The organism is Kribbella qitaiheensis (assembly GCF_042657745.1).
Lineage (GTDB): Bacteria > Actinomycetota > Actinomycetes > Propionibacteriales > Kribbellaceae > Kribbella > Kribbella qitaiheensis.
Genome location: NZ_JBHSKE010000015.1, coordinates 274,664 through 296,675 on the forward strand (window position 1 = coordinate 274,664; position 22,012 = coordinate 296,675).

Consider the following 22,012-nt stretch of genomic DNA (forward strand, 5'->3'; position numbering starts at 1 on the left):
GAATCCAACCCCTCAACACGTCCGGATGCCCACGGGAGTCCACCATTCAAACATCGACTTTGTTTGAACGATCACCGAGATGTTAACTTTCCCCAGTGAAGAGTACGGAACGGCAGCGGGTCATCGTCGAGCGATTAAAGGCTGTACCCCGGGTCGGCGTGGCTGAGCTGGTGGCGGCGACCGGCGCCTCGGACATGACCATTCGCCGCGACCTCGACTACCTCGCCGCGCAGGGCGTGCTGAAGCGAATCCACGGTGGTGCGGTGCCGGCGATGCCGACCGGGATCGAGCCGCCGTTCGCGGCGCGTGCGACTGCCGCGCTCGGCCCGAAGCAGGCGATCGCGAAGGCGGCCGTCGAGCACCTCCGGGACGGCGACACGATCGTGTTGGACAGCGGCACCACGGCCCTGGAGGTCGCCCGGCTGCTGCACAACCGCACGGTGACGGTGATGCCACTCTCGCTGCACGTCGCGCAGGAACTCGTCGATGCTCCCGGAGTCCGGCTGCTGATGCCGGGCGGTGAACCGCGGCCGGGGGAGTTGGCGATGGTCGGTCCGCTGACATTGGCGTCGTTGCGCGCGCTGCGGTTCGACGTCGCCGTACTGAGCCCGTGCGCGTTCAGCATCGAGGCCGGGATGACCGCGTTCGACCTGGGCGATGCCGAGGTGAAGCAGCAGGCTCTCGCCGTGTCGACCCGCGCGATCGTGCTGGCCGACGGTGCCAAGTGGGACCGTGCCGCGCTCGCGTACATCTGCCCGGCCGATCGGCCCGACCTGATCATCACCGACTCGACCGCTCCCGAAGACACCCGCGCCGTGCTCGCGCAGCGCGGAGTACTGATTCAGGTCGCAGACCAGCCCATCTCCGATCAGCCAGTTGCAGCGCGACCGGTACTGGAAGGCAGCTCTTGAGCATCGACATCGCCGCGCCGCCGCGGGCCGCGCGCGTCGCGACCTGGACGTACTTCGGGCTCAACGGCTTCGCCGTCGGCATGTGGGTGGTGCACATCCCGAACGTCGAACGTGCGACCGGGATCTCGCACAGCACGCTGGGTCTCCTGCTGCTGATCCTGGGCGGCGCGGCGTTTCTCGGCATGCAGGTCGCCGGTCCGCTCGCGGACCGCGTCGGCCAGCGTCGCCTCGTCCCCGCGGCCGGCGTACTCCTCGGACTCTCGCTGTTCGGTCCAGGGCTCGCGCAGAACTGGTGGACACTCGGCCTCGCGTTGTTCGTGTTCGGCTTCGGCAATGGCTCCCTCGACGTGGGCATGAACTCGCACGCGGTGGTCGTCGAACGCGCCTACCCGCGACCGATCATGGCCGCCTTCCACGCGATGTGGTCGATCGGCGGCGCGTTCGCAGCCCTGATCGGCGCCGCGACCCTGAAGGCGGGAGTCCCGACCGCCGCCTCCCTGAGCGCTTGCGGCGCCCTGTGCATCGCGGTCTCGCTCTACATGAGCCGCTACCTGATCGAGGCCGCCGCGCCCGTCGAACACGGGGCAGCGGACGCACCACGACCGACCGCGCCTCCCTCGAAGAAGCTGGTCTGGCAACTCGGCGGCCTGGCCTTCGGCCTAATGCTCGCCGAAGGAGTCGCCAACGACTGGGCGGCCTTGCAGTTCAGGGACGTCCTCGGCACCTCGACCAGTACTGCGGCCTACGCGTACGGCGCGTTCGCGGTGGCGATGACCGTCGGGCGGTTCGCCACGGACCGGGTGGCGGCGGTGATCGGCCCAGCGGCGATCGTCCGCTACGGAGCCGCGCTGGCCGCGATCGGCCTGACCACGGTCATCGTGGTCCCGTGGGTGCCGGTCGCACTCGTCGGCTGGGCGCTCTTCGGCCTTGGGCTCTCCGGCGGTGTGCCGCAACTCTTCACTGCGGCGGGCAACCTGGACACGAAGGCGTCCGGCGCGCTGATGGCCAAGGTCGTCGGCCTCGGGTACGTCGGCCTGCTCGCGGGACCGGCCTTGATCGGCGGCCTCACCCACTGGATGCCGCTCAACGTCGCTTTCGCGCTGCCGGTCATCCTCTGCGTTCTGACCGTCATCGCAGCACCAGTGCTCAGGTCGCGTTCACGTCAGCCAATCGAACCCGCCAACCGATAGGCCTCCGCGGCGGACGCCGACTCGAGGATCCCCGCGTCCACGCAGATGCGGGCCAGCTTGACCATCGGCCAGGGGATCAGATCGCTCGGTTCCGCGACTACCTCGGGTTTGTAGCGGACCAACCAGATGGCCGGGAGCAACGAACCCCAGACGCCGTCCATCCCATCAGCCGGCCCGGTCGACACCGGCCAGCGAGACGACAGCAGGTCCGGCAGCAATCCCGGAACCCCGGCGGTGGCGTCCCACAACGGATCGGCACCCGCAAAGACGATCCGCCCGATCCCGGCCAGCCGCGAAGCGCTCAGGCAGAACAAGCAGGGCTGGAGCGTGGTGTGCAGCGTCCAGTCGCTGTAGTCCCCGGCCCGCAACTGGCCCAGTACGTCGACCTCGGCGTGCGCGATCGTCGTACCGAAGAGGTGGCCGGCAGGCGCGGATTCCTCAGCGGCTCGGTTGCGGCCCTCCACGACGACCTCGCCCGCGGCGTCGAGCAGGACGGCGCCGACCGGGTAACTGCCGGCTTGCAGGGAGTCCCAGGCCAGCTCGAACGGCCGGCGCCAGCTCCTGTCCATCAGGCTTTGAGTGCTTGTTCGAGGTCTGCCCAGAGGTCGTCCGGGTGCTCGATGCCGATGGAAAGCCGGATCAGGTCCTCGGGAATGGTCGGTACCTCGGCCGGCCAGCGGCGGCGGCGCTCCAGCATCGACTCGACGCCGCCGAGGCTGGTCGCGTGCACCCAGAGCGCGGTGCTCTCGCAGACTCGCTGGGCGCCCTCCGCGTCGCCGCCGAGTTCGATCGCCAGGATCGCGCCGAAGCCGGACATCTGGGCCGCCGCCCGCTCGTGGCCCGGGTCGTCCGGCAGGCCGGGGTAGCGGACGCGGCTCACTCGCGGGTGGGCGAGCAGTCGTTCGGCCAAGAAGGCGGCGTTGGACTGGGCGCGGTCGAGCCGCAGCGCCAGCGTCCGCAGACCGCGCAGTGCGAGCCAGGCCTCCATCGGTCCCGGGATCGCGCCCAGGCTCCGGCGACGGGCTTCGAGCGAGGTCCACAGGTTGTCGTCGGCCGTGACGATGGCTCCGAGCACCACGTCCGAGTGCCCGGCGATGAACTTGGTTGCCGAGTGCATCACGACGTCCGCGCCGAGTTTCAGGGGCTGCTGCAGCAACGGCGTCGCGAAGGTGTTGTCGACGATCACCAGGGCACCCGCGGCCCGACCGGCTGCCGACAGGGCCGGCACGTCGGCGACCTCCATGGCCGGGTTGGTCGGCGACTCGATCCACAACATGTCGGCGCCGACAACCGCCGCTGAAACTGCCGCAGTGTCCGCGACATCTACCCGATCCACCGTCAGCCGTCCGGTCGACGCTTGCTGGTCGAGCAGACCCAGTACGCCGCTGTACGCGTGCTGGGGCGCGACCACGCGGCCACCGACCGGTACGAGATCGAACAGGGTCGCAGCGGCGGCCATGCCGGACGCGAAGGTCAGGCCGCGGCCGCCTTCGAGCTCACCGAGGGTCGTCTCGAGCGCTGCCCACGCGTCGTTGTCGAAACGTCCGTAGCCGCGGTTCCCGCCCGCGATGTAGGTCGAGCTGAAGACGGGGGACTCACCGAGCGGAGCGTCCGGTACGCGGGCCGGACGGCCGGCATGCACGACGACAGTGGAGGGATCCATGCCGCGATTCTCCCAAGCGCCGGCTATTGCGAGGTCGGGAGGGGGATGCCGCCGCCACGGAGCAGGCCCATCGCCTCGTGGGCGAGGTCTTTCACCTGGGTGCCGTCCGGGTTGTCCACCCAGGTCTGCACGACGATCTCGATGATGTTCATCGTGGTCCCGGCCGCGAGGGCCGCGGTGAACTGGGCCGAGTCCCCGACGAGCCGCGCCGCCAGTTCGACCGTGAGCTCGTTCCGCCAGCGCCAGATCACCTCGGCCAGGTGCGCGCTCAGCGACGGCGTCTGCCCGGCCAGGTCGTACACGGTCCGGACCCGGTCCGGGTTGCTCTCCATCTGATCCAGCACGCGCTCGATCACGCTCTGCAGCGCGTCCGGCAGGTTGGTGTCCGCCGGCTGCTCCCGGAACCAGTCCAGTGCGCCGAACAGACTGTCCTCGACGAACTCCAGGACCAACCGCTCCTTGGTCGGGAAGTACCGGTACAGCGTGCTCGGCCCGACCTCGGCGGCCGCGGCGATCTGCTCGACCGTCGTCTGGCCGAACCCGTGGTCGGTGAACAGCTCGAACGCCTTGTCCGAGATCAGCCGCCGGGTCCGTTCCCGCTTCAGCTCGCGAAGCCCCATGCCCTACCCCAATGCCACCGCGCCGACTGGTCCTGCGTTCGGGCAGCGTACACGCCACCCGACGCGCCGGAGTCTCCGGCGGGAACGGGTGTAACTGACAGAGATCTGAAGAGGTCTTAACTGAACCCTGGTCAAAGCCGGACTGAAGTGACGCTATCGTCGAGCCGGTGAGTGAGTACTCGAGGGAAGAAAAAAGCAAGCCCCGCGTCGCCGTGGTTTTCGGCGGCCGGTCGAGCGAGCATGCCATCTCCTGCGTCACCGCGGCCAACGTGCTCCAGGTGATCGACCGGGACAAGTACGACGTCGTGCCGGTGGGCATCACCACCAGCGGCCACTGGGTGCTGGAGAGCGGCGACCCGGAGCGGCTGTCGATCACCGACGGCAAGCTGCCGGAGGTGGACGTGACCGCGCTGCCGGTGCTGTTCGGCCGGGACCGCGAGCTCGTCGTCAGCGAGCCGGGCGAAGTACCGGGCACGCTGGGCGAGGTGGACGTCGTGTTCCCGCTGCTGCACGGCCCGTGGGGTGAGGACGGCACGCTGCAGGGCCTGCTCGAGATGTCGGACATCCGGTACGTCGGCTCCGGCGTGCTGGCGAGCGCGGTCGGGATGGACAAGCACTACATGAAGGTCGTCTTCGAGGCGGCCGGTCTCGAGGTGACGCCGTACGTCGTGATCCGCGACCGCGACTGGACCCGCGACCCGCAGGCCAGCCGGGAGGCGGTCGACCAGCTCGGCTACCCGGTGTTCGTGAAGCCGGCCCGCGGCGGATCCAGCCTGGGCATCAGCAAGGTGAACAGCCTGGCCGAGCTGGACGACGCCATCGCCGAGGCACGGGCGCACGACCCGAAGGTGATCGTCGAGGCGAGCGCGAAGAACCCGCGCGAGATCGAGGTCGGCGTGCTCGGCGGCCTGAACGGCGGCCCGGCCGAGGTCAGCGTCTGCGGCGAGATCTCGGTCTCCGGCGGCGGCCACGACTTCTACGACTTCGAGGCCAAGTACCTGCCTGAGGGCGAGGAGTACACCGCGCTCTCGGTGCCGGCCGACCTGCCGGAGCACATCGTTGCCGAGGTCCGGGCGAAGGCGCTGACCGCGTTCGACGCGATCGAGGGCGAGGGCCTGGCCCGGGTCGACTTCTTCCTCGACGAGGACGAGCGAGTGGTCATCAACGAGATCAACACCATGCCCGGGTTCACCCCGACCAGCATGTTCCCGCGCCTCTGGGCCGCGACCGGCGTCGACTACCCGGCCCTGGTCGACCGCCTGCTCACCCTCGCGATGACGAGGGCCACCGGCCTCCGCTGACCAACCGGAGCTGACCACCAGCCGGCGCCTACAGCGCTGCCGCCTTCGCATTGAGGTAGCGCTGTTGCGGAACGCTGGTGGTCAGCCTGGCCGCCAGCTCGTACGCCGTACGCGCGCCGGCCGGGTCCCCGGACATCTCCAGCAGGTGGGCCCGTACGGCGTGCAGCCGGTGGTCCTTCGCGATCCGCTCGTCGTCCTCGATCCCCGCGAGCAACTCCAGCCCGGTGGACGCACCGCGAGCCATTGCCACCGCGACCACGTGGTTCAGCGCGACCATCGGATTGTCGGACAGCTGCAGCAGTACCTCGTAGAGAGCGACGATCTGCGGCCAGTCCGTCTCCTCGGCCGTCGGCGCCTCGTCGTGGACGGCGGCGATCGCGGCCTGCAACTGGTACGGCCCGACCGGTCCGCGGGGCAGCGCCTTGGTGATCAGGTCGACGCCTTCGTCGATCGACGAGCGGATCCACAACGACCGGTCCTGCTCGGCCATCGGGATCAGCTCACCTGCCGGACCGGTTCGAGCCGGTCGCCGCGCATCCGTGAGCAACATCAGCGCCAGCAGCCCTGCCACCTCGCTGTCGTCGGGCAGCAACCTGTGTACCATCCGGGCGAGCCGGATCCCCTCGGCCGCCAACTCGACCCGCTGCAGGCTCGGGCCCGTAGTACTGGCGTAGCCCTCGTTGAAGATCAGGTAGATGACCTTGAGTACGGCGTCCAGGCGCTCGGCGCGATCGGGCGGCAGCGAGAACCGGGCTCCGGCGTCCTTCACGCTCTGCTTGGCCCGGGTGATCCGCCGGGTCATCGTCGCCTCCGGCACCAGGAAGGCGCGAGCGATCTCGGCAGTGGTCAGACCGCCGACCGCGCGCAGCGTGAGCGCGATCTGGGACGCGGCCGTCAGCGACGGGTGGCAGCACAGGAACAACAGGATCAACGTGTCGTCCTGCGGCGAGTCGGCCTTGTCCGCGCTCGGCGCCAGCCACTCGTCGGGCAGCACCCACTGGGCCACCGTGTCCTCTCGCCGCTGCCGAGCCTGCTCCCGGCGAAGCAGATCGGTCAGCCGCCGGGAAGCGACGGTGATCAGCCAGGCCCGCGGATCGTCCGGATGACCCTCCGACGGCCACTGCTGAGTGGCGGCGAGCAGGGCTTCCTGTACGGCGTCCTCGGCGGTGTCGAAGTGCCCGTACCGCCGGACGAGCGCGCCGAGGACCTGCGGCGCCAGTTCGCGCAGCAGCTCCTCGAGCGCCCGCTCGGACATCAGCTCATCGCCCCGTCAGCTCCTGTCCGCGACGTCAGCTGATCATTTCCTCCCGGCCCTCCACGATCGGCCGGATGTCGGCGTACGCGGTGGCCCGGACGAACTCCGGCGCGGGAGTGTCACCCAGCCGGGCGGCGATCTCGGTGGCGCGGTCGAAGCTGTCGCACTCGACGATCCAGTAGCCGGCCAGCACCTCCTGCGTCTCGGCGTACGGGCCGTCCGTGACGACCGACGCGCCCTCCTTCGAGCCGAGTCGCCGGGTCAGGACGGGCGCGGCGAGAGCGCGGGTCTCGACCAGCTCGCCGGACTCGACCAGGTCGTTGTTGAACTTCTCCATGAAGGCGCCCATCGCGGCGAAGTCCTCCGCGGTCCAGGCGGGCTTCCCGGTGTCCTTACCGCCCATCCCGTCATAGTCCTGCTGCGAGGCGTAGGTCAGGATCATGTACTTCATCAGTAGCTCCCAGTCGGTCGCGGCACCGTGCTCGGCACCTCTCACCAGCTACGTCGACGCTCCCAGACGGAACCGGACAAGAACAGCGCGACACGATCCACGGCTGCTCTCAGCCCGCCGTTGCCCCCGCTGTCAGGCCGGCGGCCGTCAGGTGCAGGGGGTGATGAGGGTGTTGTGGGCCTTGACGGCGTCCGAGACGTCGGTGAGGGCGTTGGCCTCGGGCTGGTACTTGTCCGGGACGGCGATCTCCAGATAGACCTTGCGGCCGATCGTGGTGAAGATGAAGCCGTTGCTGACCTCCTTGGCGAACCAGCCGACGCCGTTCACCTCGAAGCACTGCGACTGCGCCTCCGCCATCCCGGCCGGTGGCGCGACCCCGCAGGTGACCTCGATCGGCGGATCGCCGTACGCCGTGGTCAGTGGGCTCGGCGGTTCGGTCTTGCGGCGGTCGGCGTCCAGCACCTTGTCCGGCAGCGCCTGAACCAGTGGCGCGCAGGCCTCGGCCACCTCCGCCGCCGGTGACGGTACGGCGATGTCGACCGGGCCCGGGCTGCAACCGGCCAGCACGAACGTGGCGAAGGCGGACAGGGCGATAGCCGGCGCGGCTCTTCGCGGGGCGCGCCGGCGCCGTGAAGCGGCGATGGGACTCAGATGTGGACGACGGGGCACGTCAGCGTGCGGGTGATGCCAGGCACGTTCTGCACCTTCGCCACGACCAGCTTGCCGAGCTCGTCGACGTTGCGGGCCTCCGCGCGCACAATCACGTCGTACGGACCGGTGACGTCCTCGGCCAGGGTGACGCCCTGGACCTCGGCGATCTGCGCTGCGACGTCGGCCGCCTTGCCGACCTCGGTCTGGATCAGGATGTAGGCCTGGACCACCACGTCGTTCTCCGCTCAGTCGTCCTCAGCTGGCGCCGGCCACGGTACTCCGAAGCGGCCGGGCGTACTCTTCGTTGCCCGGTCACCGTACCGCCTAGACTCCGGGTGGCGATATGGGAGGTCTGTTGACGTGACAGAGACGTTGGGAAGCACTGGTGAGTTCGGCCTGATCGCGGCCGTCACCAAGAGCCTTCCCCAAGGTGAGGACGTCCTGGTCGGACCGGGCGACGACGCGGCCGTGCTGGCGGTGCCGGACGGCCGGATGGTGATCACGACCGACCTGCTGGTGGAAGGCCGGCACTTCCGCCAGGACTGGTCGTCGGCGTACGACGTAGGCCGCAAGGCGGTCGCGCAGAACCTGGCGGACATCGTCGCGATGGGCGCCCGGCCGACCGCGCTGGTGGTCGGCTTCGGCGCGCCCGCGGACCTGCCGACCGCGTGGGCGCTCGAGCTCAACCAGGGACTCGCCGACGAGGCCGAACTGCTCGGCGCCAGCATCGTCGGCGGCGACACCGTGCAGTCCGACAAGATCGTGGTCTCGGTGACCGCCTTCGGCTCCCTCGACGGCCGCCCGCCCGTACTGCGTTCCGGGGCGCGCCCCGGCGACGAGGTGGCCGTGGTCGGGCGGCTCGGCTGGGCGGAGGCCGGGTTCACCGTGCTCAACCGCGGGTTCCGCTCGCCCCGCTCCGTCGTGGAGGCGCACCGCCGCCCGCAACCGCCGTACGCCGAAGGTCCGCGCGCCGCGATCGCCGGAGCCTCGTCGATGTGCGACGTGAGCGACGGACTGGTCGCCGACCTCGGCCACATCGCGGTCGCCAGCGAGGTGGTGATCGACATCCGTTCCGGGGCGCTGGCGGTCGCCGAGCCGCTCCAGGCGGTCGCCGCGGCCACGGGTGCCGACGCGCTGGCGTTCGTGCTGAGCGGGGGAGACGACCACGCCCTGGTCGGCACCTTCGAACCGGCCGACGTCCCCGAGGGCTGGACCGTCATCGGCTCAGTTGCCGAGGGCAACGAAGAACGCCCACCGGGCACCGTGACCGTCGACGGCCAGCCCTACACCAGCACCACCGGCCACGCCCACTTCAGGAACTGAGCATGTCCACCACCCCCACCGCGGCCGACCGGCCGCCGACTGAGCGCGCCGTGTGCAGGGTGCCGTCCGCGACCGCCGGGGGCAGGCGGCAGACTGGGGGGATCGTCCGTATCGCAGGCTGTCGGGAGTTGTCATGACCAGCGCACCGCCCAGGGTTCTCACCGTCGCCGGGTCCGACTCCGGCGGGGGAGCGGGGATCCAGGCCGACTTGAAGTCGATGCTGGCCAACGGAGTGCACGGGATGAGCGTGCTGACTGCCATCACCGCGCAGAACAGCCTCGGCGTGCAGGGCGCGTGGGAGTTGCCCGAGGAGCAGGTGCGGGCGCAGTTCCGCAGCGTGGTCGACGACATCGGCGTCGACGCCGTGAAGACCGGAATGCTTGCCTCAGCCTCGATGGTGCGGGTGGTGGCTTCGCTCCTGCGCACCCTGCCCGACGGCGTACCTGTGGTGGTCGACCCGGTCTCGGTGTCGAAGCACGGCGACGCGTTGCTCGCGGCCGATGCCATGGAGGCCGTCCGTGCGGAGATCGTGCCCTTGGCGACCGTGCTCACGCCGAACCTGACCGAGCTCGGTCCGGTCGCCGGCGTCGAACTCCGCAGCGTCGAGGACCGCGAGTTGGCCGCGAAGATCCTGCTCGACGCCGGTGCCTCCTGGGTACTGGTGAAGGGTGGCCACGATTCAGGCGCAGAGGCAGTGGACGTGCTGCACGGCCCCGGAGTACGGGAAGAGTTCAGGGCGCCGCGCGCGGACAACCGGCATACGCACGGCACCGGCTGCACCCTGGCCAGCGCGATCGCGTCGTACCTGGCCCGCGGGTACGACGTACCGGCGGCGGTCGGGGCGGCCAAGGAGTACATCAGCGGGGCGGTGGCCGCGGGGTTCTCGCTCGGTGGTGGCATCGGTCCGGTGGATCACGCGTGGCGGTTTCGAAACAGGAGTGACAGGTGAACAAGCGCCGCCCCCCGGTGGACGGACTTTGTGACGAGTGCGGGTTCAACTACGACACGGGTGACCTGCAGGGCACGGTGACGACACTCGTCCGGCAGTCCGCGGAGTGCAGCATGGCGCTGACCAAGGCGGCCGCCGGGCCCGACGCCGACGTGGTCCGGATCAGGCCCGAGCCGGAGGTCTGGTCCGCGATCGAGTACGCCTGCCATGTCCGCGACGTGCTCGAGGTGCAGCGGTTCCGGATCGCGCAATGCCTTGCCGAGGACCGGCCGGTGTACGCGCCGATGGACCGGACCGGCCGGGTCAAGCAGGCGAAGTACGAGGATCAGGACCCGATGGAGGTGGCGGCCGCGCTGATGGGGTTCGCCCGGGAGTTCGGCGCGGCGGCGCGAGTGCTGACTCCGCCGCAACTGGGCAAGCTCGGCCTTTACAACTACCCGGTCCGGGCGCCGCGGTCGCTGGGCTGGATCATCCGGCACACCGCCCACGAGATCCAGCACCACCGCCAGGACATCATCAACATCCTGGCCGAACTCGAACCCCCGATCATCCCAGCCCCCAAACCCGCCCAACCCGAGGAAACAGAAGCCGGTACTGCGGACGACAGCGAGGGGGATGTCCCGCGTGTCAGGGCTTCGGACGAGGCCGAGGGGTTGGCGGAGCGCAGTACGGGCGGGAGTTGAGGGTCAGCTGCGAGCGTCGGACCAAGCGGCGAGGGCGTCTTCGGTGGTGATGTGGTCCAGGCCGATGGCCGCGGCGCCGCGGAGGGCTCCGTCGTCGGAGTGAGCCGAGTCGAGCACAGGCGGCGGCGTACGGCGGTGGAACGTCATTAGCCCATCGGAGTAGGCCCGGTCGAAGGCGTCTGAGGCCGCGGCCCGGAGCGGGATCGCCAGACCGCCGAGCGTGACCACGTCGGGGTCGTGGGCATTCACCAGCCCGGCGATCCCGAAGCCGAGCGCATCAGCGACCTTGCCGACCGCTCGGGTGGCGGCCTCGTCCGGAAGTCTCTGCAGCACCGTCTCCGCATAGGCGTAGGGATCGTCGGGTTCAGGATCGCCGAGCTGCATGGCTAGCGCCCGACCGTCGATCTCGAGGTCCCAGCAGCCGCGGGCTCCACACGGACACCGTCGCGCACGATCGCCGAACGGGATATGGCCGTACTCGCCACCCGCACCGGTAGCACCGCTGGCCGGGATCCCGTCGAGGATGAGCGTCCCGCCGAGTCCTACCTCGACAATGAGATGCAGCGCGGTCCGTGCTCCGGCAGCGGCACCCGTACGCGCCTCTGCCACTCCACTGAGCGTCGCGTCGTTCCCCGTGAGCAGCGGGAGGCCAGTGCCAGCTGTGACCGGACTCAGGTCGACTTGCCCCCAGCCAAGCGTGGGAGCTTGCATCAGTTGGTCGTCCCGCACAGTGCCGGCCACGGCCAACGTCACCGCGAGCAGGCGGTCGCCGTACTGCTCCTGGGCGCTCACCACTGTCTGCTCAAGGGTGGCGAGCGCCGACTGGGCGCGGCGGCTGCGGTGGCGCTTGGACTGCTGGTCGTGAAGGACGCCGTCGAGTGACACCACTGCGCTGCGCCAGTTGCCCTGCCGTAGATCGAGCGCAAGAACCAGCGGTCCGCGCGGGTGCGGCCGCAGCACGGTCGTCGGCCGTCCGCGCCCCTGACTCGGCGCCGGCGTCTCGGTGAGCAGTTCCAGCTCCCGGAGTCGCGCCGTCACCTCCGTCGCCGAACTGGTGCTCAGCCGAAGCTCGCGAGCCACGGCGGCGCGGGTGATGCCCGGCTGGCGGGCGACCTGGCCGAGCACGTCCGCGGCCGTCTGCCACTGACCCCGGCGAGATCCACGACGGTCAGGGCGGTCCTGGCGAACCGTCGACGCGCTCCCTCTTGCGTTCATAGCACCCTTCTACCTTATGCTCGGAGAACGAGTTTAATGGAGGAGTCGATGGAGCTTCGGGATCTGCGCGCCGTGTTGTTCGACATGGACGGCACTCTCGTCACTTCGGACGAGTCGGTCGAGCGCGCCTGGACCACCTGGTCGGCGGAGTACGGCGTGAACCCGGCGGATGTGCTCGCCATCGCCCACGGTGCCCCGGCGGAGTCCACCGTCGAGAAGATGCTCCCGCGCCTCGACGAGACCTCCCGAGCAGTCGCGGCAGCCCGCCAGTTGGAACTCCAATACGACGACCTCGCCGGAGTCGCGGCGGCTCCCGGGGCCACCGAGGTGCTCGCCACGATCGAGCGGCTGGGGCTGCCTTGGGCCGTGGTGACGAGTGCGGACCACCGGCTGGCGAAGGTACGCCTGGGCGCAGCGGGCATCGACCCGCCGGTACTTGTGACGATCGAGGACATCAGCCGAGGCAAACCCGACCCCGAGGGCTACCTCCGGGCCGCGGAACTCCTCGAGGTCGACCCGCAGTACTGCCTGGTGGTCGAAGACGCAGAGGTAGGCCTCCAGGCCGCCCGCGCCGCCGGTGCTCAGACGGCCGCATTGAAGGGCCTCGACGGTGATGTGCGGCTCGTTGATCTGCATCAGTTGGCCCGCCTGCTCGATCCGCGCGAACCCTCCGAATGACCGCTCCATCCAAATCCCCTGGCCAGGAGGTTGCGGCGGGGGAGAGGGCGGGGGACGTCCTGGGTGGGCTGGCGTTGGCGGGGCTGGGGTTCGCTATCGCTGGGCTTGGGGCCTGTGTGGCCTTGCTGGCCAGGGATCTGGGGGAGTCGACTGATCGGCTTGCGTGGTTGTCGTCAGCGTTCGCGGTGGGGCTGCTGATCGTCGCCTTGATCGGGCCGATGGCGTTGCGGACCGACGCGCGGATGCTGGTACTTCGGATCGGCGCGATCGTCTGTGCGGTTGGTGCCTTGCTGCTGGCGGTGGCTCAAGGGCTCGCCGTCGCGCTCGCAGGCGGGTTGCTGGTCGGCCTGGGTGGCGCGTTGATGCTGCTCGTCGTGCCGTTGCTGCTGAGTGGACCACGAGCCGCAGTACGGATCGCCCGAGCCAACGCAGTCTCCAGTACTACGGGAATCTTCGCGCCGCTGGTGATCGGTGCGCTCGACTCGCTCGGCCCAACGGGTCGCCTCGCCATGCTTCTGGCGGTCTTGCCGCTGCTGCTCGTGCTGCCGTTGACCCGGTCGCGGGTAGCGCCTCGCGCAGTACACGTGGTTGCTGAGTCGCCGGGTAGTGGAGCGCCTTGGGGGACGGTCTTCCGGGGATGGTCGCGCGTGGTGCTGGCGGTGTCGGTCGAGTTCTGCTTCGTCATCTGGGCGGTAGCGCGGCTGCTCGCGACCGGTGTGCCGGCTGGCACGGCTGCCCTGCTCGGCAGTGCGTTCCCGATCGGCATGGCAGTCGGCCGCACGATCGGCCCCGTGAACCTCGGCCGGATATTCAGGCCGGCTGGTCTCGGCAGAGGGTCGGCACTGTTACCCGGAGGCGTCCTCGCCGCTGCCGGCACGCTCCTCGTCACAGCGTTCGACTCTCCTGCTTTGGTGACCGTCGGCCTCGGGCTCGCCGGGCTCGGGGTGGCGACGCTCTACCCGATCGTGCTCGCCGACCTGATCTCCATCCCCGGAGTCAGCCCGGCCCACCTCGCTTCCCTCAGCGCCTTCGCCTCAGGCACCGCGATTCTGCTGGCACCCGCCGCTCTGGCAGCCCTCGCCGGCGTCCTAGACCTCAGAACCGCCTTCCTGATCCCGCTCCCACTTCTCGCGATCCTCCTGCTGATCCACCGCACAACCCAGCCGGTCGTGCGTCAGCCCTGAGGATTCGCGTGGCGGCTGACCATCTTGACCAGGGTGTCGGGTGGGATCACCTTCACGTGTGGTGCCAGGCCGTCGACGACGGTCATGACGTTGTCGAGGGACTTGCTCCAGGCGTGCCAGAGAACGACCGAGTAGCCGGCAGTCGAGTGCGGATCGCGGGTCGCCGAGTTCAACTCCGCGATCACGCTCGCCTCATCCGCACCGGGCAGGCCGTCCCAGAGCATCGTGCGCGCGGAGATCACCGGCTTGCCGTTCGCCCAGACGACCTTGCCCTTGTGTGAGTCGTAGCGCGAGTACTCCAGGTAGATCAGTCCGTCGATCTGCGGCCGCTTCAGGTACGTCGACCACAACGCGGTGTCCGGGAACGAGTCGAAGTCGATGATCTGCACCACCGACAGATCAGCGCGCTCCATCTCCTGCGCCAGCGAACCCGTGTGCTTGTCCAGCGCCGCCTTCGGGAACCGGCTCGGGTACATGTACCCGCCACCCGAAGGGCCGACGACGAACCGATCCGTCCCGCTGGCGCCGGCAGCCCTACCACCTCCGCCGGACTGGTCGTAGTACCAGCGCATCACCGAAGGGGCGAGGTCCACCAAGGACGGTGAGATGCCCCAGCCCAGGTCGACCTTGCCGCGCTGGGCACTGCCGAACCATCGGGGGTCGGTCGGGAAGTCGCCCAGCATCCACTGGATGTTGTCCCCGTCCGTGATCAGGAAGCTCACGTAGTGCGCGTCCGGATCCGGTCGTGGCGTCTCCACCGGACCGCGTTGCGAGATCCGGTCCGCGCGGATCCCCGACAACACGGACAGGTTGCGCGCGTGGTCGGCCGGGATCGCCTTCACGCCGGCGTCGGAGTTCGGCCCGATGAACGTGTCCTCACCGTTCGCCGCGTCACCCCATCCGATCACCGTCGCGTCGTCGTCCAGCGCGCCGACCACCTCGGCCCGGAACGCGGAGTTGCCGTCGAAGAAGGCGAACGCTCCCGCCATCGTCGCGTAGTCACGAAGTCGCTCAGGCCAGTCCTCCTTCTGCTCGATCACCACGTCGTGGCGAAGCCGGTGCGAGTAGTTGCTCCACACCCACTGCTCGTCCTTGTCCCGCACGTCCAGGACCTTGCGCAACCCGCTCCGGATCGCTGTCGCCTCCAGGCTCTCCTCGATCGCGATGGCACCCGTCAGCCCCGCGAGAGTCGTGGCCACATTGACCGACGAGGTGCCCTGTCGAAAGAGAATGTATCCGGCCACCCGCGACTGCTCGAGGGTTTTCCACAGGTCACCCGGACCGACGCGGACGCCGTACCGGTCGGCCAGGTCGTCGAGCCACAGGCGATACCCGAGCGACGGGATGTCGAGGTACAGGCCCTCGCTGCCGGTGCGGGCGAGCTGCCCCTGCAGGGTGGTCGCGAGCGTCAGTTCGGCCGGGCTCAGCGCACTCTCCTGCAGCACGTTCAGCACCCGCGGCCGGCTGCCCTTCGGATAGCCACCGGCGGCCGCGCTCGCGGACGCAGCAACGGCTGTGGAGTTCAGGCTGACGGAGTTGAGGCCCAGTGCACCGACGGCTGCGGCACCGAGGCCGAGGGCGTGCCGACGGGTGAAACGGAGTCCGGACATGCAGTGCCTCCCACGGCTGACCCCCGATGCTGTCCCACGTTGTCAACTGGGCCGAGACGATGCCACAGCGAGGTTCCGCCGACAAGACCTCAGCCCGGATCAGGCCGAGATCGGCCAGAATCAGCCACCGTGAGGCAAGGATCAGGCGGAGACCGGCAGTCCGTAGCGGATCAGCAGGGATCGCAGGGCTTCCGTGCCTTCGGCAAGGTCGTAGACCTCCGCGTGCAGTCCGACGGTCCGTGCGCCGTCCACATTGGCTACGTTGTCGTCGATGAACAGCACCGACGTGGCCGGTCGGTCGATGGCCTGCAGGATGGTCCGGAAGTACGCCGGGTCCGGCTTGGCCAGGCCCAGATCGCAGGAGTAGAAGGTCTGGTCGAACCAGTCGCCGTAGTGCCGCTCGTCGTGCATGATCGCCCGGCGGTAGCCCTGCTGGTTGGTGGCCAGGTGGCACCCGATCCCTTGCGCCCGCAACTGCTGGATCAGGTCGACCACCACCGGCTCCGCCTCGAACCGGCGCCACAGGTCGAGCACGGCCTCCGCCGGTACTTCGGAGTGCCAGCGCCGCAGCACGTCGGTGATCGCGTCCCGGAAGTCGCCCTTGCCGACCAGCGACGGACGTTCCGACGTCATCAGGTCGAGCACGAACTCCTCGGCGTCCCCGGGGGAGACGAAGCCGGACAAGGCGGCGCGCCAGTCCACCGTCGGGCGCTGGATGACGCCGTCGGCGTCGAAGAGCACGGCATCGATCGTCATGCCGCCATCCTTTCAGCCGGCCGCTCACCCGGAGCGTGCGGGACCGCTCGGGAGGAGTCGGGGAAGCGCTCGGGAGGGGTCGGGGGAAGCGTTCGGGATGAGTCAGGCGAAGCGGGTGCTCGTCAACAGTCGGTAGACGGCACACCCGCGGTGTGTGACCGGGAACGGACGTCGGCGGCGCCGGTTGAGCCCTTGACCGGTTCAGTTGGTATGCGCTTACCTTAGCGATGTCTGAACATTTGTAGACAATCTCTCGCGAAAATGAACATGGAAATGCCCCTCCCCGGTTGCGACGCGAAGGTGTAGGTGAGGCGATTCATGGCAGTGACACGCAGGAAGTTCCTGGCGCTGGGAGCCGGGAGCGCGGCCGCGGCCGCTGGTCTGACCGGGTGTGGTTCGCGAAGTTCGCTGGGCGCGTCCGACGAGCTGAGCATGTGGTGCTGGACCGGATCGGTGAACGACGATCTGATCGCGCAGGCCGAGAAAGGCATCGCGGGCACCTCGAAGAAGCTCTCGATGACCCGGATCGGCGGCGACTACAAGACCAAGGTGCTGACCTCGCTGGCCGGCAAGTCGCTGGTGCCCGACATCATCGGGATCAACGACGACGTCGCCACCTACTTCCCGAACGCGGACCAGTTCCACGACCTGAACGAGCTCGGCGCGGACAAGCTGAAGGGCGACTTCCTGGAGTGGAAGTGGAAGCTCGGGATCACGCCGGACAACAAGATGATGGCGTTCCCGATGGACACCGGCCCGACCGCCCTGTTCTACCGCCGCGACATCTTCGAGAAGGCCGGTCTGCCGACCGAGCCGGCGGACGTGGCCGCGGCGGCCCCCGACTGGGAGCGCTACATCGAGGTCGGCAAGAAGGCCAAGCAGGCGGTGCCCGGCTCGGCCATCACCGACAACATCACCTCGGTCTTCCTCTACGCCTTGGCCCAGCTGCCCCAGCGCTTCATGACCTCCGACGGCCAGTACCTCGCTGACGGCGACCACATCCGGAAGGCCTGGGACCTGGCGGTCCGGGTGGTGAAGGAAGGCCTGTCGGCCAACGCCCAGGACGGCAGTACCGATGCCAACGCCGTCGTCACCAACGGGCGCCTGGTGGCCTTCGTTGGTGCGGTCTGGTGGGCCCAGCTCGGTCCGAAGAACGCAGCTCCCAAGACGAAGGGCCTGTGGCGGGTCACTCCCGCACCGGGCGGCGCCGGTAACCGCGGCGGCTCGTTCCTCGCGATCACCAAGTACTGCAAGGATCCCGAGGCGGCCTTTGCGTTCATCAGCTGGCTCGAGTCGTCGAAGAACCAGGCTCAGTCGTTCCTCGACCCGGTGCTCTTCCCGTCCACCCCGGCCAGCTACACCGACTCCCGGCTGGCGGCACCCGACCCGTTCTTCGGCGGTCAGCAGATCGTCGACGTGTTCGCCGACTCCGCGAAGAAGTACCCGGGCGCCTACTTCAGCCCCTACGACACGATCATCGGCGATGCGCTGAAGGCCGAGCTGGTCAACATCGAGATCGGCAGCAAGACGTCCGACGAGGCCTGGCGGGACGCGCAGCACCAGATCGACCGCGAACTCACCCGGGCGGGGGCGATCTGAGATGGCCGTCAGCGACACGATCCGCAGGACCGCCGCGGTGGCCACCAAGGACCCGGCCCCGGACAAGCCGCCCAACAAGTTCCGCCAGGCGCTGCCGCAGTACGCCGCGGTGTCGCCGTTCTTCATCCTCTTCGCCGTCTTCGGCGCCTTCCCGGTCTTCTTCTCGATCTACCTGTCCTTCCATTCCTGGGACGGCATCGGTGCGATGAAGTGGGTCGGGCTGGAGCAGTACAGCTATCTGCTCACCGATCCCCAGTTCTGGAAGGCGATCACCAACACCCTGATCATCTGGGTGATCTCGACCGTTCCGATGCTGCTGCTGGCCCTGGTGATCGCGAACTCGTTGCACAACGCAACGCGGTTCCGCAGCTTCTACCGGATCGCGTACTTCATCCCGAACATCACCTCGGTGGTGGCGGTGACGATGGTGTTCGGCTCGATCTTCAGCAACAACTTCGGCCTGCTGAACGCGTTCCTGCAGTCGATCGGGCTGGACAAGATCGAGTGGCTCAGTCAGCCGTGGGGGATCAAGGTCGCGATCGCCAGCATCGTCGCGTGGCGCTGGACCGGCTACAACGCGATCATCTTCCTGGCCGGCCTGCAGGCGATCTCGTCCGACATCTACGAGGCCGCGAAGGTGGACGGCGCCTCGCCGCGGCAGACCTTTTGGCGGATCACGGTGCCGTTGCTGCGTCCGGTGATCCTGTTCACCGCGGTCACCTCGACCATCGGCGGGCTGCAGATCTTCACCGAGTCGCAGGTGCTGTTCGGCAGTAGCGGCGCGATCGGCGGTCCGGGCGACGGCGGTCTGACCATCGTCTCCTACCTGTACGACAACGCCTTCGGCGCCAACCAGTTCGGCTACGGCGCCGCGATCGGCTGGGCGCTGTTCATCCTGATCGTGCTGTTCTCGATCATCAACTGGCGGCTGATCGGCGGCAACGACGACGAACGGCTGACCAAACGGGCCGCCCGGCGCGCGAACGCCCGGATCGCCGAGCAGGCCGCCCAGCGGCAGGCCGGCGACACGGACCGGACCGACGAGCCGAAGGAGCTGACCGATGCCCGCTGAACGGATCAAGACCGTCGTGGGTCATGTCGTGCTGATGTTCGGCGTCGCCGTCTCGATCTTCCCCTTCTACTGGATGCTGGTGATGGCCTCCAACACCACGCCCGACATCTTCACCTACCCGCCGAAGTTGCTGGTCGGTTCCCACCTGTTCGAGAACATGGGCAACGTGCTGGACAACATCGACTTCTTCGGCGCGATGCTGATCACCCTGGCCGCCTCGGTCGGGGTCACCGTGCTGGTGCTGTTCTTCGACTCGCTGGCCGCCTTCGCGTTCGCGAAGTACGAGTTCCCGGGCCGCAACCTGCTCTTCGGGCTGCTGCTGGCGACCTTCATGATCCCGTCCCAGCTCGCGCTGGTGCCGCAGTTCGTGACGCTGGCGGAGTTCGGCTGGATCGGGTCGCTGAAGGCCCTCATCATCCCGGGCGCGGCCAACGCGTTCGGCATCTTCTGGATGCGCCAGTACGCCAAGGGCGCGATCCCCGACGAACTCATCTCCGCAGCCAAGGTCGACGGCGCGGGCTTCTTCCGGCAGTACCTCACCGTCGGACTGCCCGTACTGCGACCCGGGCTGGCGTTCCTGGGCATCTTCACCTTCATCAATGTCTGGAACGACTATCTGTGGCCGTTGATCGTGATGACGGATCCGAACAGGCTCACCCTGCAGGTCGCCCTGCAGCAGCTGAACGGTGTGTACGGCACCGACTACAGCATGGTGATGGCGGGAGCGCTGATGAGCGTGATCCCCTTGATCGGTGTCTTCATCATCGGCGGTCGCCACTTCATCGCCGACATCGCCGCCGGCGCGATGAAGTTCTGACCCTGACCGCAAACTCCGAGGGGAACCTCTGTGCCTGACACCAAGCTTCGCTGGGGAATCCTGGGGACCGGAAACATCGCCTCCAGGTTCGCCAGCCAGCTCCCTTCGTCGACGACCGGCGAGCTCGCCGCAGTCGGCAGCCGTAGTACGGACTCGGCCAACGAGTTCGCGGACCGCTATGCCATCCCCAACCGCCACGGTTCGTACCAGGAGCTCCTGGACGACGACACGGTGGACGCCGTTTACATCGCCACTCCGCACCCGTTGCACGTGGAGTGGGCGATCAAGACGGCGGAGGCCGGCAAGCACGTGCTGTGCGAGAAGCCGCTGGCGATCAACCGCTCGCTGTCCGCGGCGATGATCGAGGCAGCGGTACGCAACGACGTCTTCCTGATGGAGGCGTACATGTACCGCTGCCTGCCGCAGACCAAGCTGATCGCCCAGCTCGTCCGCGACGGCGCGATCGGCACCGTGCACCAGATCCAGGCGTCCTTCGCCTTCCAGTCCTCGTTCCGCCCGGAGAGCCGCATCTTCGCCGACGAGCTGGCCGGCGGCGGCATCCTCGACGTCGGCGGCTACCCGGTCTCGATGGCGCGCCTGATCGCCGGCGCGGCCGTCGGAGCGCCGTACGCCGATCCGGCGGCGGTGACCGCGGTCGGTCAGGTCGGGGAGACCGGCGTCGACGAGTGGACGGTGGCGACGCTCTTCTTCGACAGCGGGATGACCGCTCAGGTCAGCACCGGTGTCCGGCTCAGCGACGAGAACCGGGTCCGCGTCCTCGGCAGCGAGGGCTACCTGGTGATCGACGACCCGTGGTTCGGCGGCGACGGCAAGCCGACCCACGTCAGCTTGCACAAGGTGGGAGAGGAAGCGCGGGATGTCTCCGCGGAGCCCGCCTACATCTACGCGGCCGAGGCGGACGCTGTCGCGGCCGCGATCGAGCAGCGTCAGGCCCCGGAGATGTCCTGGGCCGACACGCTGGGGAACCTCGCGGTGCAGGACGAGTGGCGCAAGCTGATCGGCCAGCAGTATGCGAGCGAGCGCGACGACGCGATCGTCCCGACACTGACGGGCCGGCCGCTGACTCGGCGGGCGGACGCGCCGATGACGTACGGGCAGGTGCCGGGCTTCGACAAGCAGGTGTCGCGGCTGGTGATGGGCGTGGACAACCAGGAGACCCTGACGCACGCCGCGACCATGTTCGACGACTTCGTCGAGCGCGGCGGAACCACCTTCGACACGGCGTACATCTACGGTCGCGGCCGCGGCGAGAAGCTCCTCGGTCAGTGGATCAAGTCGCGGGGCAACCGTGACGAGGTCGTTGTCATCGGCAAGGGTGCGCACACGCCGCACTGCGACCCGGAGTCGATCACCCGGCAGCTGGGGGAGAGCCTCGAGCGGCTGCAGACCGACCACGTCGACCTCTACCTGATGCACCGGGACAACGAAGAGGTACCGGTCGGCGAGTTCGTCGACGTGATGGACGAGCACTTCCGGGCCGGCCGGATCAAGGCGTACGGCGGGTCGAACTGGTCGACCGCGCGGTTCGACGAGGCCAACGCCTACGCGGCGGCCAACGGCAAGCAGCCGTTGACCCTCCTGAGCAACCACCTCAGCCTGGCGCGCGCGTACGACGTACCCTGGGCAGGCTGCGGGCATGTCAGCGACGACCAGTCGCAGGCGTGGTTGCGCGAACGGCAGGTCGCACTGTTCCCTTGGTCGAGCCAGGCGCGCGGGTTCTTCACCGGGCGGGCGAAGCCGGAGGACCGGTCGGACGAGGAACTGGTCCGCTGCTTCTACTCCGACGAGAACTTCGAGCGACTCCGCCGCGCGCGGGTGCTCGCGGAGGCTCGCGGGGTGGAGCCGACGGCGATCGCGCTGGCCTGGTTGCTGCACCAGCCGTACCCGGTGTTCCCGCTGATCGGGCCGCGGCAGATCAGCGAGACCAGGACCTCGCTGCCGGGGCTGTCGGTCGAGCTGACCGACGAGGATGTGGCCTGGCTAACAGCGCTCGACTGAGCGCTGGGACCGAATTGGTCGCGCGCTGACCGCTGTGTAACATGGTCTGTCGGTGTCTCGACCCT

Annotated in this window: 22 protein-coding genes; 12 read left to right on the plus strand and 10 right to left on the minus strand. The window is 68.8% G+C overall.

Annotated features, from left to right (window positions below; genetic code table 11):
- Nucleotides 1-95 precede the first annotated feature (95 nt).
- Together ACFPJ1_RS15285 and ACFPJ1_RS15290 are read left to right on the plus strand one after the other, a co-directional pair.
- The gene (locus ACFPJ1_RS15285) at nt 96-911 is read left to right on the plus strand and encodes a DeoR/GlpR family DNA-binding transcription regulator (RefSeq protein ID WP_380104290.1); all 816 of its coding nucleotides are present in this window, start codon (nt 96-98) and stop codon (nt 909-911) included.
- Nucleotides 908-2,101, plus strand: a complete 1,194-nt coding sequence (locus ACFPJ1_RS15290; protein WP_380104291.1) for an MFS transporter — start codon at nt 908-910, stop codon at nt 2,099-2,101. The genes ACFPJ1_RS15285 and ACFPJ1_RS15290 overlap by 4 nt, the downstream gene beginning before the upstream one ends.
- On the opposite strand, the gene ACFPJ1_RS15295 is transcribed toward ACFPJ1_RS15290, so the two are convergent.
- Genes ACFPJ1_RS15295 through ACFPJ1_RS15305 form a run of 3 tightly spaced genes read right to left on the minus strand, consistent with a single transcriptional unit; the run spans nt 2,074 to nt 4,384 of the window.
- The gene (locus ACFPJ1_RS15295) at nt 2,074-2,670 is read right to left on the minus strand and encodes a nucleoside deaminase (protein ID WP_380104292.1); all 597 of its coding nucleotides are present in this window, start codon (nt 2,668-2,670) and stop codon (nt 2,074-2,076) included. The two genes, ACFPJ1_RS15290 and ACFPJ1_RS15295, sit on opposite strands and share 28 nt — an antisense overlap.
- Nucleotides 2,670-3,764, minus strand: a complete 1,095-nt coding sequence (locus ACFPJ1_RS15300; RefSeq protein ID WP_380104293.1) for a trans-sulfuration enzyme family protein — start codon at nt 3,762-3,764, stop codon at nt 2,670-2,672. Before ACFPJ1_RS15300 ends, ACFPJ1_RS15295 begins: the two co-directional genes overlap by 1 nt.
- 23 nt (nt 3,765-3,787) lie before the next feature.
- Complete coding sequence (locus ACFPJ1_RS15305; protein ID WP_380104295.1) at nt 3,788-4,384, minus strand: TetR/AcrR family transcriptional regulator; 597 nt, start codon at nt 4,382-4,384, stop codon at nt 3,788-3,790.
- A 167-nt stretch (nt 4,385-4,551) separates the two neighbouring features.
- Between ACFPJ1_RS15305 and ACFPJ1_RS15310 the strand changes: the two genes are divergently transcribed.
- Complete coding sequence (locus ACFPJ1_RS15310) at nt 4,552-5,685, plus strand: D-alanine--D-alanine ligase family protein (RefSeq protein ID WP_380104296.1); 1,134 nt, start codon at nt 4,552-4,554, stop codon at nt 5,683-5,685.
- A 28-nt stretch (nt 5,686-5,713) separates the two neighbouring features.
- Here the strand turns inward: ACFPJ1_RS15310 and ACFPJ1_RS15315 are convergent, their stop codons facing one another.
- From ACFPJ1_RS15315 to ACFPJ1_RS15330, 4 genes are all read right to left on the minus strand, one after another.
- A complete protein-coding gene (locus tag ACFPJ1_RS15315) occupies nt 5,714-6,940 on the minus strand; it encodes an RNA polymerase sigma factor (protein ID WP_380104298.1) in 1,227 nt (408 codons plus the stop codon).
- A 34-nt stretch (nt 6,941-6,974) separates the two neighbouring features.
- Nucleotides 6,975-7,391, minus strand: coding sequence for a YciI family protein (locus ACFPJ1_RS15320; protein ID WP_380104300.1), 417 nt, complete (start codon nt 7,389-7,391; stop codon nt 6,975-6,977).
- Nucleotides 7,392-7,538: 147 nt separating this feature from the next.
- The gene (locus ACFPJ1_RS15325; RefSeq protein WP_380104301.1) at nt 7,539-8,060 is read right to left on the minus strand and encodes a DUF3515 domain-containing protein; all 522 of its coding nucleotides are present in this window, start codon (nt 8,058-8,060) and stop codon (nt 7,539-7,541) included.
- Nucleotides 8,039-8,275: an Lrp/AsnC family transcriptional regulator gene (locus ACFPJ1_RS15330; RefSeq protein WP_026163142.1), complete on the minus strand. Its 237-nt coding sequence runs from the start codon at nt 8,273-8,275 to the stop codon at nt 8,039-8,041. The genes ACFPJ1_RS15325 and ACFPJ1_RS15330 overlap by 22 nt, the downstream gene beginning before the upstream one ends.
- Before the next feature lie 127 nt (nt 8,276-8,402).
- On the opposite strand from ACFPJ1_RS15330, the gene ACFPJ1_RS15335 reads away from it, so the two are divergent.
- The 3 genes from ACFPJ1_RS15335 (at nt 8,403) to ACFPJ1_RS15345 (ending at nt 10,997) form a co-directional block, all read left to right on the plus strand.
- The gene (locus tag ACFPJ1_RS15335; RefSeq protein ID WP_380104302.1) at nt 8,403-9,365 is read left to right on the plus strand and encodes a thiamine-phosphate kinase; all 963 of its coding nucleotides are present in this window, start codon (nt 8,403-8,405) and stop codon (nt 9,363-9,365) included.
- A gap of 133 nt (nt 9,366-9,498) precedes the next feature.
- A complete protein-coding gene (thiD, locus tag ACFPJ1_RS15340; protein WP_380104303.1) occupies nt 9,499-10,314 on the plus strand; it encodes a bifunctional hydroxymethylpyrimidine kinase/phosphomethylpyrimidine kinase in 816 nt (271 codons plus the stop codon).
- Complete coding sequence (locus ACFPJ1_RS15345; protein WP_380104304.1) at nt 10,311-10,997, plus strand: DinB family protein; 687 nt, start codon at nt 10,311-10,313, stop codon at nt 10,995-10,997. Before thiD ends, ACFPJ1_RS15345 begins: the two co-directional genes overlap by 4 nt.
- A gap of 3 nt (nt 10,998-11,000) precedes the next feature.
- Here the strand turns inward: ACFPJ1_RS15345 and ACFPJ1_RS15350 are convergent, their stop codons facing one another.
- Entirely contained in the window at nt 11,001-12,212 is a 1,212-nt protein-coding gene (locus ACFPJ1_RS15350; protein ID WP_380104305.1) for an ROK family transcriptional regulator, read from the minus strand.
- A 48-nt stretch (nt 12,213-12,260) separates the two neighbouring features.
- Between ACFPJ1_RS15350 and ACFPJ1_RS15355 the strand changes: the two genes are divergently transcribed.
- Together ACFPJ1_RS15355 and ACFPJ1_RS15360 are read left to right on the plus strand one after the other, a co-directional pair.
- A complete protein-coding gene (locus ACFPJ1_RS15355; RefSeq protein ID WP_380104306.1) occupies nt 12,261-12,890 on the plus strand; it encodes an HAD-IA family hydrolase in 630 nt (209 codons plus the stop codon).
- Nucleotides 12,891-13,057: 167 nt separating this feature from the next.
- A complete protein-coding gene (locus ACFPJ1_RS15360) occupies nt 13,058-14,074 on the plus strand; it encodes an MFS transporter (RefSeq protein WP_380104307.1) in 1,017 nt (338 codons plus the stop codon).
- Here ACFPJ1_RS15360 and ACFPJ1_RS15365 read toward each other — a convergent pair.
- Nucleotides 14,065-15,684 carry a GxGYxYP domain-containing protein gene (locus ACFPJ1_RS15365; protein ID WP_380104308.1) on the minus strand — a complete coding sequence of 540 codons (1,620 nt, stop codon included), beginning with the start codon at nt 15,682-15,684 and terminating at the stop codon, nt 14,065-14,067. The genes ACFPJ1_RS15360 and ACFPJ1_RS15365 overlap by 10 nt on opposite strands.
- A gap of 141 nt (nt 15,685-15,825) precedes the next feature.
- Nucleotides 15,826-16,440, minus strand: a complete 615-nt coding sequence (locus ACFPJ1_RS15370) for an HAD family hydrolase (protein ID WP_380104309.1) — start codon at nt 16,438-16,440, stop codon at nt 15,826-15,828.
- A gap of 318 nt (nt 16,441-16,758) precedes the next feature.
- On the opposite strand from ACFPJ1_RS15370, the gene ACFPJ1_RS15375 reads away from it, so the two are divergent.
- From ACFPJ1_RS15375 to ACFPJ1_RS15390, 4 genes are read left to right on the plus strand one after another with little or no spacing between them, the layout of a single operon-like run.
- Nucleotides 16,759-18,039, plus strand: coding sequence for an ABC transporter substrate-binding protein (locus tag ACFPJ1_RS15375; RefSeq protein ID WP_380104310.1), 1,281 nt, complete (start codon nt 16,759-16,761; stop codon nt 18,037-18,039).
- A 1-nt stretch (nt 18,040) separates the two neighbouring features.
- Entirely contained in the window at nt 18,041-19,111 is a 1,071-nt protein-coding gene (locus ACFPJ1_RS15380; RefSeq protein WP_380104311.1) for a carbohydrate ABC transporter permease, read from the plus strand.
- A complete protein-coding gene (locus tag ACFPJ1_RS15385; protein WP_380104312.1) occupies nt 19,101-19,928 on the plus strand; it encodes a carbohydrate ABC transporter permease in 828 nt (275 codons plus the stop codon). Before ACFPJ1_RS15380 ends, ACFPJ1_RS15385 begins: the two co-directional genes overlap by 11 nt.
- A gap of 30 nt (nt 19,929-19,958) precedes the next feature.
- Nucleotides 19,959-21,947, plus strand: coding sequence for an aldo/keto reductase (locus ACFPJ1_RS15390; RefSeq protein ID WP_380104313.1), 1,989 nt, complete (start codon nt 19,959-19,961; stop codon nt 21,945-21,947).
- Nucleotides 21,948-22,012 lie beyond the last annotated feature (65 nt).